This window comes from Rhodopila sp. (assembly GCF_965277825.1).
GTDB lineage: Bacteria > Pseudomonadota > Alphaproteobacteria > Acetobacterales > Acetobacteraceae > Rhodopila.
In genome coordinates this window covers 1,856,595-1,873,438 of sequence record NZ_OZ255846.1, presented here as the reverse complement: position 1 = coordinate 1,873,438, position 16,844 = coordinate 1,856,595, and the positions used below count along the sequence as shown (strand labels likewise).

The 16,844-nt window shown below is 60.1% G+C and carries 12 protein-coding genes and 1 tRNA gene; 7 read left to right on the top strand and 6 right to left on the bottom strand.

The window, feature by feature from the left end; genetic code table 11:
* Positions 1 to 48: 48 nt before the first annotated feature.
* Positions 49 to 1,539: a hypothetical protein gene (locus ACQY4T_RS09405; RefSeq protein ID WP_428540638.1), complete on the bottom strand. Its 1,491-nt coding sequence runs from the start codon at positions 1,537 to 1,539 to the stop codon at positions 49 to 51.
* A gap of 27 nt (positions 1,540 to 1,566) precedes the next feature.
* Here ACQY4T_RS09405 and ACQY4T_RS09400 point away from each other — a divergent pair, with 27 nt between their 5' ends.
* The 6 genes from ACQY4T_RS09400 to ACQY4T_RS09375 all read left to right on the top strand — a co-directional run bounded on the left by ACQY4T_RS09400 (position 1,567) and on the right by ACQY4T_RS09375 (position 10,637).
* Entirely contained in the window at positions 1,567 to 3,501 is a 1,935-nt protein-coding gene (locus ACQY4T_RS09400) for an alpha/beta fold hydrolase (protein ID WP_428540635.1), read from the top strand.
* 409 nt (positions 3,502 to 3,910) lie between these two features.
* Positions 3,911 to 5,290, top strand: coding sequence for an ANL family adenylate-forming protein (locus tag ACQY4T_RS09395; protein ID WP_428540632.1), 1,380 nt, complete (start codon positions 3,911 to 3,913; stop codon positions 5,288 to 5,290).
* Entirely contained in the window at positions 5,283 to 5,903 is a 621-nt protein-coding gene (locus ACQY4T_RS09390; protein WP_428540629.1) for an SDR family NAD(P)-dependent oxidoreductase, read from the top strand. The genes ACQY4T_RS09395 and ACQY4T_RS09390 overlap by 8 nt, the downstream gene beginning before the upstream one ends.
* A gap of 102 nt (positions 5,904 to 6,005) precedes the next feature.
* Positions 6,006 to 8,159 (top strand): GumC family protein, encoded by a 2,154-nt coding sequence (locus ACQY4T_RS09385; RefSeq protein WP_428540626.1) that lies wholly within the window; start codon positions 6,006 to 6,008, stop codon positions 8,157 to 8,159.
* Positions 8,137 to 9,351 carry an O-antigen ligase family protein gene (locus tag ACQY4T_RS09380; protein WP_428540623.1) on the top strand — a complete coding sequence of 405 codons (1,215 nt, stop codon included), beginning with the start codon at positions 8,137 to 8,139 and terminating at the stop codon, positions 9,349 to 9,351. The genes ACQY4T_RS09385 and ACQY4T_RS09380 overlap by 23 nt, the downstream gene beginning before the upstream one ends.
* The gene (locus ACQY4T_RS09375; protein ID WP_428540620.1) at positions 9,348 to 10,637 is read left to right on the top strand and encodes an oligosaccharide flippase family protein; all 1,290 of its coding nucleotides are present in this window, start codon (positions 9,348 to 9,350) and stop codon (positions 10,635 to 10,637) included. Before ACQY4T_RS09380 ends, ACQY4T_RS09375 begins: the two co-directional genes overlap by 4 nt.
* Positions 10,638 to 10,799: 162 nt before the next feature.
* Here the strand turns inward: ACQY4T_RS09375 and ACQY4T_RS09370 are convergent, their stop codons facing one another.
* The 4 genes from ACQY4T_RS09370 to ACQY4T_RS09355 form a co-directional block, all read right to left on the bottom strand.
* Complete coding sequence (locus ACQY4T_RS09370; protein ID WP_428542783.1) at positions 10,800 to 11,765, bottom strand: glycosyltransferase family 2 protein; 966 nt, start codon at positions 11,763 to 11,765, stop codon at positions 10,800 to 10,802.
* 395 nt (positions 11,766 to 12,160) lie between these two features.
* Positions 12,161 to 12,235: transfer RNA gene (locus ACQY4T_RS09365), tRNA-Val, on the bottom strand.
* A gap of 137 nt (positions 12,236 to 12,372) precedes the next feature.
* Positions 12,373 to 13,125: an SDR family NAD(P)-dependent oxidoreductase gene (locus ACQY4T_RS09360; protein WP_428540617.1), complete on the bottom strand. Its 753-nt coding sequence runs from the start codon at positions 13,123 to 13,125 to the stop codon at positions 12,373 to 12,375.
* 39 nt (positions 13,126 to 13,164) lie between these two features.
* The gene (locus ACQY4T_RS09355; RefSeq protein ID WP_428540614.1) at positions 13,165 to 14,475 is read right to left on the bottom strand and encodes an aspartate aminotransferase family protein; all 1,311 of its coding nucleotides are present in this window, start codon (positions 14,473 to 14,475) and stop codon (positions 13,165 to 13,167) included.
* A gap of 120 nt (positions 14,476 to 14,595) precedes the next feature.
* On the opposite strand from ACQY4T_RS09355, the gene ACQY4T_RS09350 reads away from it, so the two are divergent.
* Entirely contained in the window at positions 14,596 to 15,111 is a 516-nt protein-coding gene (locus tag ACQY4T_RS09350; protein ID WP_428540611.1) for an adenine phosphoribosyltransferase, read from the top strand.
* Between the two features lie 7 nt (positions 15,112 to 15,118).
* Here ACQY4T_RS09350 and ACQY4T_RS09345 read toward each other — a convergent pair whose 3' ends face one another.
* The gene (locus tag ACQY4T_RS09345; protein WP_428540608.1) at positions 15,119 to 16,837 is read right to left on the bottom strand and encodes an N-acyl-D-amino-acid deacylase family protein; all 1,719 of its coding nucleotides are present in this window, start codon (positions 16,835 to 16,837) and stop codon (positions 15,119 to 15,121) included.
* Positions 16,838 to 16,844 lie beyond the last annotated feature (7 nt).

The window sequence follows — 16,844 nt, the reverse complement described above, 5'->3', positions numbered from 1 at the left end:
GCACCAAGCGCCCCTCCGGCGTCGCTGCAGGTTGTCGGGCCCATGGATTCATTTCTGAATGTCGGTTAGGCCGAGGTGATCGCGACCAGGAGGCGAGGTTGGCGTGACCGCGGTCTTGTCGGTAATCCGGATCAGGATCGGATGATCGACGACCGAGACTTTGACCGTATTTGACTGTGTTGTGGTCAGGTGACCGGAATCCGTCGCATCTACTAGGAAAGATTGACGCCCGGCCAGTGCAGCGGCATTCAGCATCGGGTCATAGACGTCGATTTCATAGATGCCAGGCAACGCCACCGTGACGGTCTGCGTAGTTGCTGTCCTCGGAACCGCGTTGCTGTAGATATTTGCCTCGGCCCACAAGGCAAGAACAAATGAACCATCCGATTTCTGAAACAGCAGCGAATGGCCATTTAAGGGGGATAGGCCGCTGATTTGATATTTTAGCGAGCCAGGCTTGAAAGAGGCTGCCTTTCTGTCGCTGATCACCGAGAGGAAATTATGCAGCGCAACTGCACTCTGCTTTGGCGTGCCGTTGTCGTTGAACAGGCCCCAGTGATCCTGAAAATCCTCGGATCCAGAATAGCCTTGGTTTTCATCGAACAGCTCGTAGTAATTGGTCAACGCACAGCCCGCCATGAAAGCGCTCAAGAGCAAGTTCATGGTATATTTGGCATCGACAAGCGGGGTGCCAGCGTAGCCTGCGGCATGAATGTCGTTGAAACCGGTTTCGGTGATCATGAAGGGCAATCCGGGTGTGTAACCGGTTTCGCTAGCTATGACCCCCGCAAGCTGACCACCGGACGGCGACGCCGGCGCATCTCCGTTGGCTTGATAGAAATGTACATTGCCGTAATTGGCAATCTCGGTCAGCGACGTTCCAAGCTTCTTCGCGGCCGCCACGGCCGGGGAGTTGGCGTGACCGTTGGAGGGTGTTGCCAGGCTAAACAGGGCCACCGGAACAGTGGAATGAAACCGACTCCACAAATCCATTTGCATCGCGACCGCAGCCTGCCAACCAGTGTAACGTGTGCCATTGAGCCCAGTATAGGTGTCATCTCTGACTAGACGGAAACCGTCCACCTCAAGGCCGCCTTCGATGACGCGGACGAAGCCCGATGAGACGAATCTCGATAACGCCGCGTATTGTGCCGAGTAGTCGCTGTGTTGGGCGTCGTAGCTCATGTAGAGATCAAGCCTATAGCCAAGGCCGGCTATATAATCGAGGCCGGGGATGGCATTGGAATAAAATGCGGTATCACGGACTGTGCCGATGCCGGTGCCAATCCCGCCGGGATTGAGGTATGCCAACGCATCGGCAACCATGGTGTTGCTGCCGTACGGTGAATTGGGATGCCCCGAGGCCGCATTATAATTCATATGGACCTGGATACTTAAAGAACTCGTAAAATCACCGGCAAGCCGGGCCACGGGCGAAGTCGTAATAGCAGTTGGTTCCATCCCCACGGTTCGGTAGCCGAGACCAGAGACCGCAAGGGCCGTTATCAAGTTGACCAGATAGTAAAAATCAAGCATCATGAACTTCTTCCTGTGGCGGCAGACTAGATGTATCACGGTTCCGACCGACGCGGTAAATTCGCCTCGAATGATAAGCAAACACCCTTCCCCCGGCCTATGATAGCGGTCAGTTTTAACGGCTGCTTCGGTTGGTATCATGCATGTGAACAAGGGCTCGTTCACGACGTGGCCGTCGTTTTGTGCCCAGCCTTGCTTCGCGATGCGCTCGACTCGCATCATGCGTTTCGGCTAATGGCAAATACTTTGGCCGATGCTGGTTATCCAACAATTCGGTTTGACTATCCGGGAACTGGTGATTCCCTGGATATTTCGGGCGATCATTGGCATCACTGGAACGAATGCGCTGATGCCGCGGCTGAATGGATACGCGCGACGACCGGCGCCAGTCATTTGGTTTTTATTGGCCTGCGCATTGGGGCAACAATCGCCGCCACGACGGCTGCCCACCGCACTGATGTCATCGCGTCGGTGCTCCTTGCGCCGGTCGTGCGAGGCCGGTCCTACGTCCGCCAGCTACAGATTGAGGCTCAGTTGCATGGCTCCCCGCCAAGTGATGCACTCGTATACCATGAATTGCAGATTGACGCCGTAACTCTGGCGCAGATTGCCGAGGTTGATTTACGAAATTTGCCGCTGCCTACCCATCATCGATGCTTTATCGTTGCGCAGTCGCAGACTAAACAACTCGTCGATTGTGCCCGTCTTTGGTCGCGGCGCGGTCTGATTGTTACCGTCAGCACGGATTTCGGTGGTCTTGAAACAATGCTGGCGCATAATGAGCAGGGCGACGGACAGCCATTCGATTTCCACGCCATTCTCGAATGGCTGCAAGACGCGGCTCCGTTGCTTCCGGTATGGTTGCGTCCGGTATGCAGGCAAGCACGCCCTCCGACGCCGGTCATGCTTGCCGAACCAGGTTGGGTGGAAACACCTCTAGCCCACGGACGCGATCTGTTCGGCATGATGTGCGAGCCCGACAGTCGGCCAGCCGGGCTCGTCGTGATCATTGCGAACACTGGTCGTGACCCACATTACGGCGCCGGCCGCTTCGGGACCAACTTTGCCCGCGCCCTGGCTCGCCAAGGTATTGCCTCGCTGCGGATCGACTTCGCCGGATTCGGAGACAGCCGCGGACATCCCGGTTTGGAAACGGTACCCGGATCAATGTTCGAAACCGACCGTCTGTCGGATTTCCAGGCTGCGCTCGACCTGCTGCAAGCCCGTGGATATAAGCGGTTCGTGGTCAATGGCTTGTGCGCGGGCGCGTACCACGCCTGGCATGCCGCATTACGCGATCAGCGCATCGAGGCGCTTCTGCTGCTCAATCTCCCGGCCTTTGAATGGAAGAAGGGTGACACGGTTGAATTCGTCCAACGGCTCACCTCCAGACCAGACCGTTACCTGGCCATGCTGCGGCAGAAGGAAGTCTGGCTGTCCCTCATTCAGGGTAAGTTCGATCTGCCCAGCATCGCGCGCGCGCAGGTAAGACGGCGACTTCTGCTGGTGCGTGACCGCGGCCAACGGCTGACCGAACGGATATTGCGGATAGCCCCCAAAGGGCCCCGGCGCAGCATGGCGGAGCTGCAGCGGCGCGGTGTCGAAACGTTGTTCATGGTCGCGCCCGATGATCGCGGCGCGAACATCCTTGAACAAGAGTTCGGTCCGGGATTTGTTGACCTGTCGAACTACCAGGGGGCGACGGCGCAAACCGTTGCCCGAATGGATCACTCGGTCACCAGCCTGGCCATCCAGAACATGGTTATGCCGATCATGCTCGATTTCGTTTGCAACTATGAGAGAACAAAAGTCCATGACTATTCGAGCCACTGTCATTCAGCAAATCCACCTGGTCGCGGAGCAGCAGAACAAGAAGCTTGTGCCGCTGACCGACGAGCTTCTGCTGCTCGAATCCGGTCTGGATTCACTGTGCATAGCAATCCTCGTCGCCAGCCTGGACGATGAACTCGAAGTCGACCCGTTCAGCAATGACAGCGTGGTGCTGCCTACGACAGTGGGAGAACTTATCCAAGTCTACGAACACGCTGCCGTGATCTGACGGAGAGTGACGATGCGACCAAAGTGGCTCATGCACGGAGCGCTCACGACCGTCGTGTCGATGATCACCGGACACCAGGCATTCGGCTGGGCCCGTCTGAAAATATCCAAGGGCGGAAGCGGCTGGGAACGCCGGCATCCATTCGACGTCGCACGTGGGGTGACGACAGTGCACAGTCAGCGAGTGATGGAAATGCCGGAATTCCTGTTGTGTAATGATATGGCAAAATCGGGGTAATCCCCACCCCCGCCCGAAAAGCGACTTCAATGCTGAAGTCAAAGAGGTTATTCCCAGTTCGCGGGCGGAGTTAAAGCCATGAGACAATCCTTGCTCGGGATCACACTCGGGCACGACATCCCTGGGCGTGATATCATTAGTGATCGGTCGACCATCAGCATCGCCGATCTGCGCGCCGGTTCGCCGTTGGCTTCAGAAACCATTGAGCAAGTGCGCGGCCGTTGTATATTGATTGCCACTGAAACCCAACTTCCGACCGTTCTGGCGCTGCTCGAACTCGATGGCGTGGCCAGACGCATCGTGCTTGCCACCCCCGACCTTGCCCCGCATCTGTCAGGTCTAATCGAACTGGGCCAAGTAGACATCATCCTCACGGATGCAGCGTTCGCGCCAACTTTGACCCGCCTCGGCCTGCCGTTGATCCAGATGCCGATCGCGGTCACGGCCTGCCGCGAGTTCGAAACCCAACCTGAAGTTGACACTGAATGGGTGCTCTTGACCTCAGGCACCACGGGACGTCCAAAAATGGTGGTCCATACCCTCCCCAGCCTGAGCGGGCCGTTGAATGACGGGGTGTCAATTCCGGACGGCGTCCGTTGGAGCACGTTCTACGACGTTCGTCGCTATGGCGGTCTGCAAATACTCTTGCGGGCACTGATCGGCGGTGGCTCGATCGTTCTATCCAGTGCGTCTGAGCCGGTCAGCGACTTCATGGGACGTCTTCAGCGCTCCAACGTGACCCATATTTCCGGAACCCCCTCACACTGGCGCAACGCCCTGCTCAGCCCGTTCTCAGGGCTTGTCTCGCCGGCCTATGTGCGGCTGTCGGGCGAGATCGCCGACCAGGCAATTCTCAATCGTTTGCGCGCCCAATACCCGAACGCCAATATCGCCCATGCGTTCGCCGCCACCGAGGCTGGCGTGGGATTCGATGTGCGTGATGGCTTGGCCGGATTTCCCGTCAGTTTCATTCCGCATCCGAACGATAATCAGACAATGACGATGAAGCTAGTGGACGGCACGTTGTGGCTACGCTCAAGCCGCGTGGCCAACCGCTACCTCGGGGCCGACTTGCCGCGCTCGGATGATGGTTTCATCGACACTGGCGATCTGGTGGAGCGGCGGGGCGACCGGTTTTACTTCAGGGGGCGCCGCGAAGGCGTGATCAATGTGGGCGGACAGAAGGTCTACCCGGAAGAAATCGAGGACATCATCACTCGTCATCCGGATGTCATCATGGCGCGGGTTTGGTCTCGGAAAAACCCGATCACTGGGGCAGTCGTCGCGGCCGACGTGGTCCTGCGGGCACCAAATGACCCCCAAGCAACGGCAACCATCATCAATTCCATGAAGTCTGCCTGCCAGTCCGCTTTGCCCCGCCACAAAGTCCCCGCGACATGGCATCGGGTGGAAAAGATAGAGATGTCAGCCTCGGGGAAGTTGTCCCGCGGTGCGTAACGTCGTCGTCACGGGCGGCAGTCGCGGAATTGGATTGGGAGTTTGCCAATCGCTTGTCCGCGCCGGCTACCGGGTCGTTGCTGTGGCCCGCACGCTCAGCCAGGAACTAGCGGATGCAATCCGCCCCCATCCCAATGCTTGGTCTTATGTCGAGTGGGACTTGTCGGCCATCGGCACGCTTTCGGCGCTGTCCCTTAGACTGCGCCAGACCGGTCCGATTTACGGATTGGTCAACAATGCCGGCATCGGAACTTCGGGAATCCTTTCCACCATGCCGAATGCGCAAATCGTCGACTTGATGACGATGAATGTAGTCTCACCGATTACGCTGACCAAGTATCTTGTACGCTCGATGATCGGGTTTACGCGCTCGCTGGCCCGCGAGGTCGGTGTGATTGGGATCACCGTGAACGCCGTGGCTCCTGGCTTCATTGCCACCGATATGACCCATGGATTGAACGACAAGCAACGCCAGCAAATCGAGCGCCGTAGCGCCTTGCATCGAATGGCCAACCTGCAGGATGTTGCGAACACGGTTGAATTCCATCTCGGCGATCGAGCGCTAAACGTCACCGGAACGGTTCTCACCGTGGATGCGGGAAACACCGCATGATTAAGCCCGAGATGTTTGAAGGCCGATCGCCACTTGTGCCTGGGATGGACGAGCGGCTTGCTGGTGTAGCTCTGCTGCAAAGTCGGACGGGGAGTTTGTGAGATGACGACACTTGCAGTGGGCGCCATGCAACCCCTCATATCCCAGCAAATTTGGCGTAAGATCCTGCGCCGCCGCAATACTGCGATTGTTACCGGACTGATTGTTTTTACCATCCTGGCCGCCGTCATTTTCTCGCTGACACCACTGTACTTCGCGCAAAGCACGGTCATGATCAACGACCGTGAAGCCCGGGTTATGTCATTCCAGCAGGTCTTGTCCGCCATGCCCGTCGATCTGGAAGCCGTGCAGAGCGAGGTCCAGGTGCTCAAATCCCGCGATCTGGCCGGTAAAGTGGTCGATCAATTGAATCTTGTCGAGCACGCGGAATTCAATCCGGAACTCAAAAAGCCAACCCTGGCCGAGCAATTCCGCAATTGGGTCAAGGACCAGATTGCGTCGGTGCTATATTCGACCGCACCTGCACCACTGGATAAACGGGCTCTGGCAATCGATCTGCTGGAAAGAAAACTTACGGTTGAACCGATCGGCCGATCGCGTGCCATCAATGTTTCTGTGCGCACGGAAGACGCGGCTTTGAGCGCGGCAATTGTCAACGCGATTGTTAATACATACGTCAAGGATCAGATCGACGTCAAATTGCAAGCCACTCATCGCGCCAACGACTTTCTCACCACCCAGGCCGACGAGATGCGCGACGATGTGAAAAAAGTCGATTTGGCGGTTGCCTCCTATCGCGCACGGGCCGGACTTTTTGAGGGAACCAAAGGCACCTTGCTCGTTGAACAACAAATCGCAGAAGCAACGACGCAACTCGCTAACGTGCATCTCAAACATGCAGAAGCCGAGGCGCGTGCCCAACAGGCCGCCGATCCATCGCAGCGGCAGTCATTGCCCGAGGTAATGGGCAGTCAGCTCGTCAGCCGGCTGCAGGAACAGGAAAGCGATCTGACCGCCAAGGCGATCGAGGCGGAAACCACGGTCGGGCCGAGAGGTGCGCGGGCGGTTCAACTGTGGCAGGCGGCTGCCGAAACCGGGCGGAAGATTAAGACCGAGATCGACAAAATCGCCGCCTCACTGCGCACCGAAGCGGTCGTGCAGCGGCTGAACGAAATTTCCTTGACGGCAAGGATCACCCAATTACGCCAACAGCTCGGCCAGAGTTATGACGCCCAAGTGCGGATGCATGCGCTGGAGCGTGAGGCAGAGGTCGCCCGCACCCTGCTGGGAACCATGCTCAATCGGCAGCAGGAAGTGAGCTCGGTTGAGGCCCTTCAGCAGGCGGACGCAACGGTTCTCTCGCCGGCCAGTGTTCCGCTTCACCATGCCTACCCGCTGACCAAGATCTTCTTGTTTGTTTCGGCGATCGTTGCGGCGGCAGCCGGTTGTACACTGAGCATATTGTTCGAAAGGAAATCCGACGGCTTGAAAAGCATGGATGAGGTTGCGCCAGCGTTGAGCGTGCGGCCATTGGGGCTGATACCTCAGCTTCCACGTCGAACCACGGCATCAAAGTATATTATCGAGCGCCCGCAATCAGCCTTTGCTGAATCACTACGTGGTATCCTGACCACAGTGCTGCCTTCAGGGTCGGGCCCTCGTAGCCTTCTGGTCGCCTCGGCTCTGCCCAATGAAGGTAAGAGCTCCACCGCGGTTGCCCTCGCTCGGCTGGCGGCCAACATGGGCATCAGGACGCTGTTGATAGATGCTGATCTGCGACGCCCGACGCTGCATAAAGCAGTCGGCTGCATGAAATCTCCAGGGCTCATCGATGTGCTGGAGAACCGCGTCACAGCGGCATCAGTCCCGCAAAACGACACCGGCTCAGCGCTGCATATCGTCTCGGCGGGCGAAGGCACCAACGTGGACGCGATCCGCCTGCTGTCCTCGATAACGATGCAGCAGAGCATGCAAGCGTGGCGCAGCGCCTACGAGTTCATCGTTGTGGACAGCGCGCCCGCAGCCGCCGTGGCTGACGCACGCGTCGTGGCCCGCTGCTGCGACGAGACCATCTTTGTCGTGCATTGGAACAAAACCCATCGCGGGCTGGTAGCCGCCGAGATCGAACGCATGCGGGACACCGGAATCAGCATCGCCGGTCTCGTGCTCACCCAGGTGAACGTTCGGGAACACGCCGCTGACCACTACAGTGACTCCGGAGTGTTTTACGAGCATGGGAACTACTATCAAAGTTGATGTCGCCGCCGGACCCGGCCAGCGATTCCTTCCAGCACTGATCGTGCTTGGCATGGCCGCGCTGGTCACGCTGCCAGTTATGATCCCTGGCCTCGGGAATGGAGCGCGAGCGACGGAGCTGGTCAATTCCGCGGCCCTGGTCGCGCTTCTCGCAAGTCTTCTGCTACGACTATCCCTGCATCGCGCTGTCGGCGCGTTGTTGATCGCCGTCGCCCTGAGCACGTTCTGGATCTTTGACGAAATTTCCGCGCTGTCCCTCCATTTGGGAAGCGTGCAATCGCGGATGATCCTGGTCCGCTGGCTCATGAGCGTGCCAACCGCCTACTGGTTGATCGTACTAATGCAGGATCGCCGCTGGCGGACCCTCGTTACCGTTGGTTTGCTGATCGGTCTGCTCATCTGTCTGCTTACGGTCATCTGGGATTACGCGTTTTTCAATGCGATGGCGCATGTGCCCGATGCGTTCGCCGAAGAGCAGGTTGCCTATTTGGGTGACACACGGCGTGCGACCGGCATCTTCTCACATCCAAACGCCGCGGCGGCCACCGTGCTTCTGGCCGTGCCTCTGATCCTCGGCCTGGTTGACGAAGGACGCGTCCCGCGCGGGCTGCTGGCGGTGGCAGCCGTCATGATCGGGTGCATATTTTTCACCACCGAGAGTCGAGCTGAATCGGGCATCGCGATCGCTCTGATGGGCTGGTACTTCGTCCGTCGGTCCTGGTTTCATGCCCTCGCTACGATCGTCGCCATCGGCTTGGTGTTTGCGGTCGCGGCAACCGTCAAGGTTGATGATCCCGCCGCTCAGCAGGGGCTATTCGGCCGGGCCACCGACTTTGCATCCGGGATGCAAGATCGCGAACTCACCACGCGTGCATCTTTTGATATTGCATTTGAAAACCCGTTCGGAGTGGGATCGCGCTACGAGTCGATGTTGCAGCAAAGGACAGGGATCGATGCGACCCATGACGGCTGGGCGCAGCTCGCCATGCTCGCCGGCTGGCCGCTGATGCTGTTGGTCCTGATCCAGTGCTGTCGGCACGCAGCGCGCCTATGGTCTCGACCGCGACCAATCGAGGCATGGGTTGGCGCCTATATCCTCACCGCCCTACTGTTCGAAAACCAGTTTTTTGTGCCGACGTTCTCCGCGTTCTGTCTTTGGCTGGTTTATCTGCCAGCAAAGCGCCTCACGTGAACGAAGCAATGTCGCGGCCCGCATTGATCCGACAGTTTTTCGCCGGGAGCGCGGCTTTTCTCGCGTTGCCAGTATCGGCAATCATTACCGGACCGATTTTGGCCCGCGCACTGGGCCCGGAAGGGCGCGGCATCATGGCCGCTTTGCTTGTCCCGGTTTCGTTGGCCAACCTGATGTTCACAATGGGGTTGCCGGAATCCATCAACTGGCACATCGCACGAGGGCGCGTCAGCCATGTGGATGCCGTGCGCCTGGCCTTGGTTGGCGGCATAGTCTCTGGTCTGCTGGGCTCAGCCGGGCTGGTTCTAATCGGTCCATGGCTGCTCAAGGGAGACGCCCGCGCATACCTCTTTCAATACGACCTGCTGGCGATCACCCTGCCGGTCACCCTGAGCATTGCGGCGCTGCGCGGCATCGTCTACGGCGGCCAGGGCTTTAAATTCATCAATACAGAACAGTTCGTTGGGGTGGGGCTTCGTTTGGCTGTGTTAATCGGCTTGTTTGTTTTTGGCCTACTCAATCCGACGCTCGCCGTATGGACAACTGTATTGAGCGGCATTCTTGCGTCAGCAAGCCTGATCCCGGCGCTTCTGCGGACAACCGAACAGACTGCGACCACGGTCCGCGTGACCGAGGTTCTCCGCTATGCACGCTCGACGGCGCTGGGCACCATTAGCTGCTTTCTGATTATGCGCATTGACCAAGCCCTCATGATGCCGATCGCCGGAGCCGAACAATTAGGCTATTACGCTGTTGCCGTGTCGTTGGCTGAGTTGCCGACCGCCGCCGCCCGCGCGGTTGCCGGGCTAATCTTCAATTCCGGACGAGATGCGTCGCAGTTTGCCCCTCAAGCATGCCGGTTGTCGCTCCTCGGCCTTCTCCCCGTGTGCGGTGCTGCTATCTTGCTCTCTCCGTATGTCTTGCCGCTCGTTTTCGGCAAGGATTTTACTCCAGCCGTGCCGATGGCACAAATATTGTTAATCGGCACGGGGGCCAACGTGGTGGAATACTTGTTGGGCACTGGACTGAACAGCATCGGATATCCAGGACGCACCTCTCTCTTACAGGTGTGGGGTTCAATCGTCAGCGTGCTCCTGATCGTAGGGCTTGTGCCGCGATACGGCGGACTGGGTGCGGCGTGGGCCACCACCATCGCCTATTTCATGCAAGCCATCGCAACAATCTTTATTTTCTCTAATGTCAGTGGGGTGAAGTTCCTCGATTGCATTTGCTCGTCTCGCAGCGAAATCCTGATGCTGTGCCGTTCCAAGGCATTTGACCGCTGAAGGCAGTATCGTTTTAATATCGTGACATGATGACTGTAGTGTGTGCGCGCTTTTATCCTACCGCATCGTCGGATTACAAACGTGGCCAAGATTGTGAGGGCCATAATCCCTGGGCCGGCAATTCAATTTCGCCGGCCGCCGCTATCGGGGCGATGCCTGATACTAGCTCAGGCCTATCAGCCGATCCAAGTCGCGGAAATAACCTCTCCGATCCAAAGTCGGAATGACAAGGCTGGTTATTACCTTCTTGCCTAGCCGGAATGCGATTTTGCTAATGTAGAATCGCGCGGTTCCCATCTCCGCTTTTAGCGCTTTTTGGCGGAGGGTGAGTTGTGCGGACCATTCTTGGCTGTGGGCGGCTTTCGCGACGTCATCTTGGTCAAGCGGATTCCACATCGCTCCGGAATCCCCCACGCCATAGCCCGCCGTTTCGCGCTCCAAAAACCAACCGCCGTAGCGACGTATTGCTTGCGTGAAGAAGACGAAATCCTCCGTGATGCGGATGTCAGGAAATCCACCGATCTCTATGACAGATTGATAACGAATGCTGCCGCCACTACATAGAAACATCTCGGAGCCAAATCTAGCGTGCAAATCTAGCAGCCATTTCGCCAGTCTAGGGCATCTCGTCCCGAGCCGCTGATACAACCATGGAAACCGGGTTGCGGTCGAACGCCACTGGCGTATACTCTGTAACTGCAGTTCCTGTCGTTGCCGCACCTCCGGGCTGGCGGAGAACGCACAGAAAGGTCGCAACACTCCAAACACGACACCGATGTTGGGATGCTCCATAAAGGTCTGCTTGATGGTTGCATAATGGTTCGGCGGAGCCGTGTCGTCATCGTCCAGGAAATGCACGTAATCGGCTTCGATCCCCATAAGACGCGACTGCTCAAAGGCCAAATTCCGGACCCGGCCCGGCCAACCGCCGGTTGGCACCGGATTTCTCATGTAAATCGCTTCAGGGAAATCGCGCACGACATCATGTGCGGTAGCTTCAGGATGATCGTCGGCAACGATGATTGTCTTGCTTACGCCGGTCTGTGCGTCGGCGCTTCCAATGGCCGCACGCAATGGAATAACCCGATTATGAGTCGGAATGATGACCAGGAAATCCACTTTAGGCATTTTGCCCAAACCCCGATGTCCCTTGGGCGTCAATAGTATGCTCGTGTCAGTGGTCAGCTATTCTTCTGTGGTCTGCGCCGCCCTGCCGAGATTATTAGAGTGCGGACTTTTTGCTCTTTATCAGCTTTAGCATGACGCCTCGCGACAGGGCAAACTCCGGACACTGCCTTGCCCCGACGCGGGCAAGTCTCGGTTCAAGCTCTGTGTGAGTGCATCTGAAGGTCGCGAAGTCCTAAAAATCGACCACGGCGCGGCTAGATTCCCCGGCGTAAGATCGTGCGCCGACATGTCCCCCCCTGCATGGATCCCCCGATTGTTTCCAGATCCTCACCGCTATTTGACCTGGCACCCCGGCAATCACAAGCGGCGGTTGAAAGCCACCCCATTGCCCCGGATGGTGGGCGCGACAGGGATTGAACCTGTGACCCCCGCCGTGTGAAGGCGATGCTCTACCGCTGAGCTACGCGCCCATCCAGGAAAGCCGGCTTCGTAGTCAAAACCCCGCCGCACCGCAAGACCGTCCAAGGACCCTGCCGAGATGCCGAACCATGCACGCCCATAACCCAGCCACTGAACGCCAATTTCGCCCTCGTCACCCCCTGACCACCTACATCGCCAAATACCCGCCATCCACATAAAGCTCGGCCCCAGTGATATAGGACGCCTCGTCCGATGCCAGGAACAGAACGGCGTTGGCTACCTCGTCAACCTCACCCGACCGCCCAAGCGGAACTGCCCGCAGCATCTTGGCACGCACCTCCGGATCGGCGGTCGCGCCCGAGGTGCGCATCGGCGGCATCACCCCCGGATGCACGGAATTGCAACGAATCCGCTCCTTGCCGAACTGCACCGCGGTGGACTTGGTCATGATCCGCACCGCGCCCTTCGCGGCATTGTAGCTCATGTGAACCATGCTCTGGCCGACCACGCCGGAAATCGACGACAGATTGACGATCGACCCACCGCCGTTCTGCCGCATCTGCCGCACCGCCGCCGCGGTGCCGAGAAACACGCCGGTACTGTTCACCGCCATCACCCGCTCCCACAATCCGGAATCCAGCAGGTCGTTGGTCGCGCTGCCGCTGATGCCGGCATTGTTCACCAGGATGTCCAGCCGCCCGAAGGCACGCACGGTCTGCTCCACCACCGCCTTCCAGCCGGCTTCATCGGTGACGTCCAGCGCCATGAACACAGCCGTTCCGCCCGCTGCACCGATACTGTCGGCAACCGCCCTGCCCTCTTGCTCCAGCATGTCGGCAACGACCACCTTGGCGCCCTCCGTGCCGAACCGCCGCGCCGTCGCCGCGCCCATCCCCGACGCCGCTCCAGTTACGATGGCAACCTTGTCTGCCAGACGCATGACTGCCTCCTCCGTTGTTGACCGCCCGACGACGGCACATCACTCAAGTAACGACCGTCTGGCCGAAACAAACTCCTCCACTGCCGCCAGCAGCGCGTCGCATTCCACATCATCGATCGGCAGCGACAGCGTCATCATCCCGCGCCGAGCCAGCCAGATTCCGCGCGCCAGCATGTCGAAAAAGAACAGTTCCTTCAGCTTCGCATCACCGTTCGCCGCATCCTCGGGACTGCGCACCGAACCCCGCAGCATGTGCACCGCCAGCATCGACCCCTGCCCGGTGAACTGCATCGCCGCATCAGCCGACCGGCACACCGCGTTGAGCTGCCCACGCAGCCGGTCGCCGCGGCCGTTCAGCGCCGCCGCCGCCGCCGGCGTATAGACATCCGTCAGTCCAGCCAATCCGGCCGACATCGTCAGCACGTTGTTGTTGAACGTCCCCGCGTGCGGCAGCGCATCGACGCGCCGCGGATCGAACAAATCCATGATCTCCGCCCGGCCGCCGAACGCGCCAAACGACATGCCGCCACCGATATACTTCCCCAACGTCGTCAGGTCCGGCTTCACCCCGAGGGCCGACTGCAACCCGCCGGGCGCAAGCCGAGACGTCATCACCTCATCCAGCACCAGCAACGCCCCGACCCGGGTCGTCTCCTGCCGCAGCATGGCCAGGAAGTCAGACGACGCCGGAATGCATCCGCCGCTGCCGATCATCGGCTCCAGGATCACCAGCGCCAGGTCCTCGCCATGGTCCGCGATCAACGCCTGGGTCCCGGCAACATCGTTATACCGCGCCAGCACGTAGTCGAACGGCACGTTGATCGGCGATCCGCCTCCGGCGAAGCCAAACACCGTGCCATGATACCCGCCGTTGAACACGAGCACCCTGTTGCGCCGAGTGAAGATCCGGCCCAGCGACATCGCCAGCAGGTTCGCCTCGGTGCCGGAGTTGGTGAACCGCACCCGGCCCAACCCGAACCGCTCGCACACCGCGCGGGCAAACCTGGCCTCGACCATATTGCAGGCCCCAAGGCTGATGCCCCCATCCAGCGCTCGTTCCACTGCCGCCCGAATCACCGGATGCGAGTGCCCATACAAACCCGCGGTATATTCCCCCAGGAAATCGACGAACTCGCGCCCATCGAGGTCCCACATCCGGCAACCGTCCGCCCGCGCCATCGCCAGCGGAAACGGCGCATAATGCAGCACTGTCCGAGTGTTACCGCCCGGCATCACCGTCGTCGCCTCGACATAACGCGCCAGGCTGGCCGGCGCGCCGGTTACATAGCCCTCCCTCGCCTCGTTCAGCGCCGCGTCGATGTCGGTGTTGCGCAAGCCGGTCCCGCCCATGTCCCCTCCTCCCCGCGCATCCACTGTGCGCACCGCCCCGCCGCAACGCAATCCGCACCCTGGCGGTGCCTCCGCCACCGCGATAGTGTGCCTCACCTGAGTAGTGAAGGACCCCCGCCGATGGACCTGAAAGACCACATTCGCGGTATTCCGGATTTCCCAAAACCCGGCATCCTGTTCTACGACATCTCCACATTGCTGCGCGACGCCGATGCCTGGCAGGTGGCCATGGGCCGCATGGCCCGCGCCGTGCGCGCCTACATGCCCGACCTCGTCGCCGGCGTCGAAAGCCGAGGCTTCCTGATCGCCGCTCCCCTCGCCCTGAAACTCGGCTGCGGCTTCATCATGATCCGCAAGCGCGGCAAGCTGCCCGGCGAAACCGTCGGCCTGAACTACGCCCTGGAATACGGCGAGGATCGAGTGGAGATCCAGGCCGACGCCGTCCAGCCCGGCCAGCGCGTCGTGGTGGTGGACGATCTCCTCGCCACCGGCGGCACCATGGCCGCCGGCATCGCCCTGCTGCGCCAGGTCGGCGCCGTGGTGCCCGCCGCGGCCGCCCTGATCGAACTCAGCTTCCTTAACGGCCGCGGCCGCCTCGATATACCGTGCGAGGCCCTTGTTTCGTACGAAGACTGAATCGCCGTTACGACACCAGCTCAGCCTGCGGCCCGCGCACCAGCTTGCCCGGCAGCGTGCCGGTGGCCTCCCCACCACGGAACGTCACGCGTCCCGAAACGATCGTGGCATCGTAGCCATGCACCGTCTGCAGCAACCGCTTGCCGCCAGCCGGCAGGTCGCTGACCACGTATGGCGCATCCGATCCCAGCCGGTCCCAGTCGATCACATTGACATCGGCCTTCTTGCCTGCCGCCAACACGCCGCGATCATGCAACCCCGCCGCCCCAGCGGTATCCGAGGTGAGCCGCCGGATCAATTCGGAAACGTCCCAGCGCTTCTCCTGCCGCCCCCAGTGCGTCAGCAGCCAGGTCTGGTAGCCGGCATCCAGGATGAACGCGACATGCGCGCCGCCATCGCCCAGTCCCATGATGCAGTTGCGGTTGTCCAGCAGCGTCTCGGGCATCGACAGGTCGCCATATGCATAATTGCCCAGCGGGTGATAGATGAAGTTCCCGCCGTCATCCTCCACCAACATGTCATACGCGACCTCCGGCGCGCTCTTGCCCTGCCGTCCGGCGATCGCCGCGATGCTGTCCTCCAGCTTGGGTTGATAGTTCGGTGGGTTGCCGAAGCGGAACATGAACTCGAACGACATCCGGTGGAACAGCGGGAAGGTATTCCCCTCCTTCGGATCCTCGCTCAGAATCCGCGCCCGCACCGCCGGATCGCTCATCCGCCGCGCCCGTTCGGCGACCGGCAGATGCGCGATCTCCCGATATGTCCGCGTGCCGGAGAACGGGTTCTGGCTCCCCGCCAACCCCAGCAGCACGCCGATCGCGCGGGGCGCCACCACCGGGCGGATCGGCACCCCGTCACGCGCCGCCTTGTCGGCATGCCCAATCAGATCGCGCCAAACCTCCGGCCGAGAATGCCGCTGCGTCAGCGTGAACACCGCCGGACGCCCACACGCCTCGATCACCCGGCGCAACATCGCGAACTCCGCGTTATGGTCCGGCGCCCATTCCGAGACCATCTCCAGCATCCCCGACCCGGCATCCTTCATGCCCAGCGCGATGCCGCGCAGCTCATCCTCCTGCGCCCGCAGCGTCGGCGTCGGATCGCCCCTCAACGTCTTGTGCGACAGACTGCGAGAGGTCGAGAACCCGAACGCTCCTTCCGCCATCGCCTGCCGAGCAATCTGGCGCATCTCGGCAATATCCGCCTGGTTCGCATTCTCCAGGTTGATCGCTCGGTCGCCCATCACGAACACCCGAACCGCCGCATGCGGCAACAGCGCGCAAATGTCGATGTCGCGCTGCTTGCGGTCCAGCGCGTCAAGGTAGCCGCCAAACGACTCCCACTCCCATTTCAGCCCCTCGTGCATCACCGCGCCGGGGATGTCCTCGACGCCTTCCATCAATTCGATCAGCCGCTCGCGATCAGCCGGCTTGCAGGGCGCAAACCCGACGCCGCAATTGCCCATCACCGCCGTGGTGACGCCATGCCAGGACGATGGCGCCATATGGCTGTCCCACACCGCCTGAGCGTCATAATGGGTGTGGATATCGACAAACCCCGGCGTGACCAGCTTGCCCTTGGCATCGATCTCTTCCGCCCCGCCGCCGGAAACCGCGCCCACCGCTGCAATCTTGTTGCCGATGATCCCAACATCGGCCTCCCGCGGCGCCGCTCCGGTGCCATCGACGACAGTACCGCCACGAATGACCAGATCATATGCTGGCATTGGACTT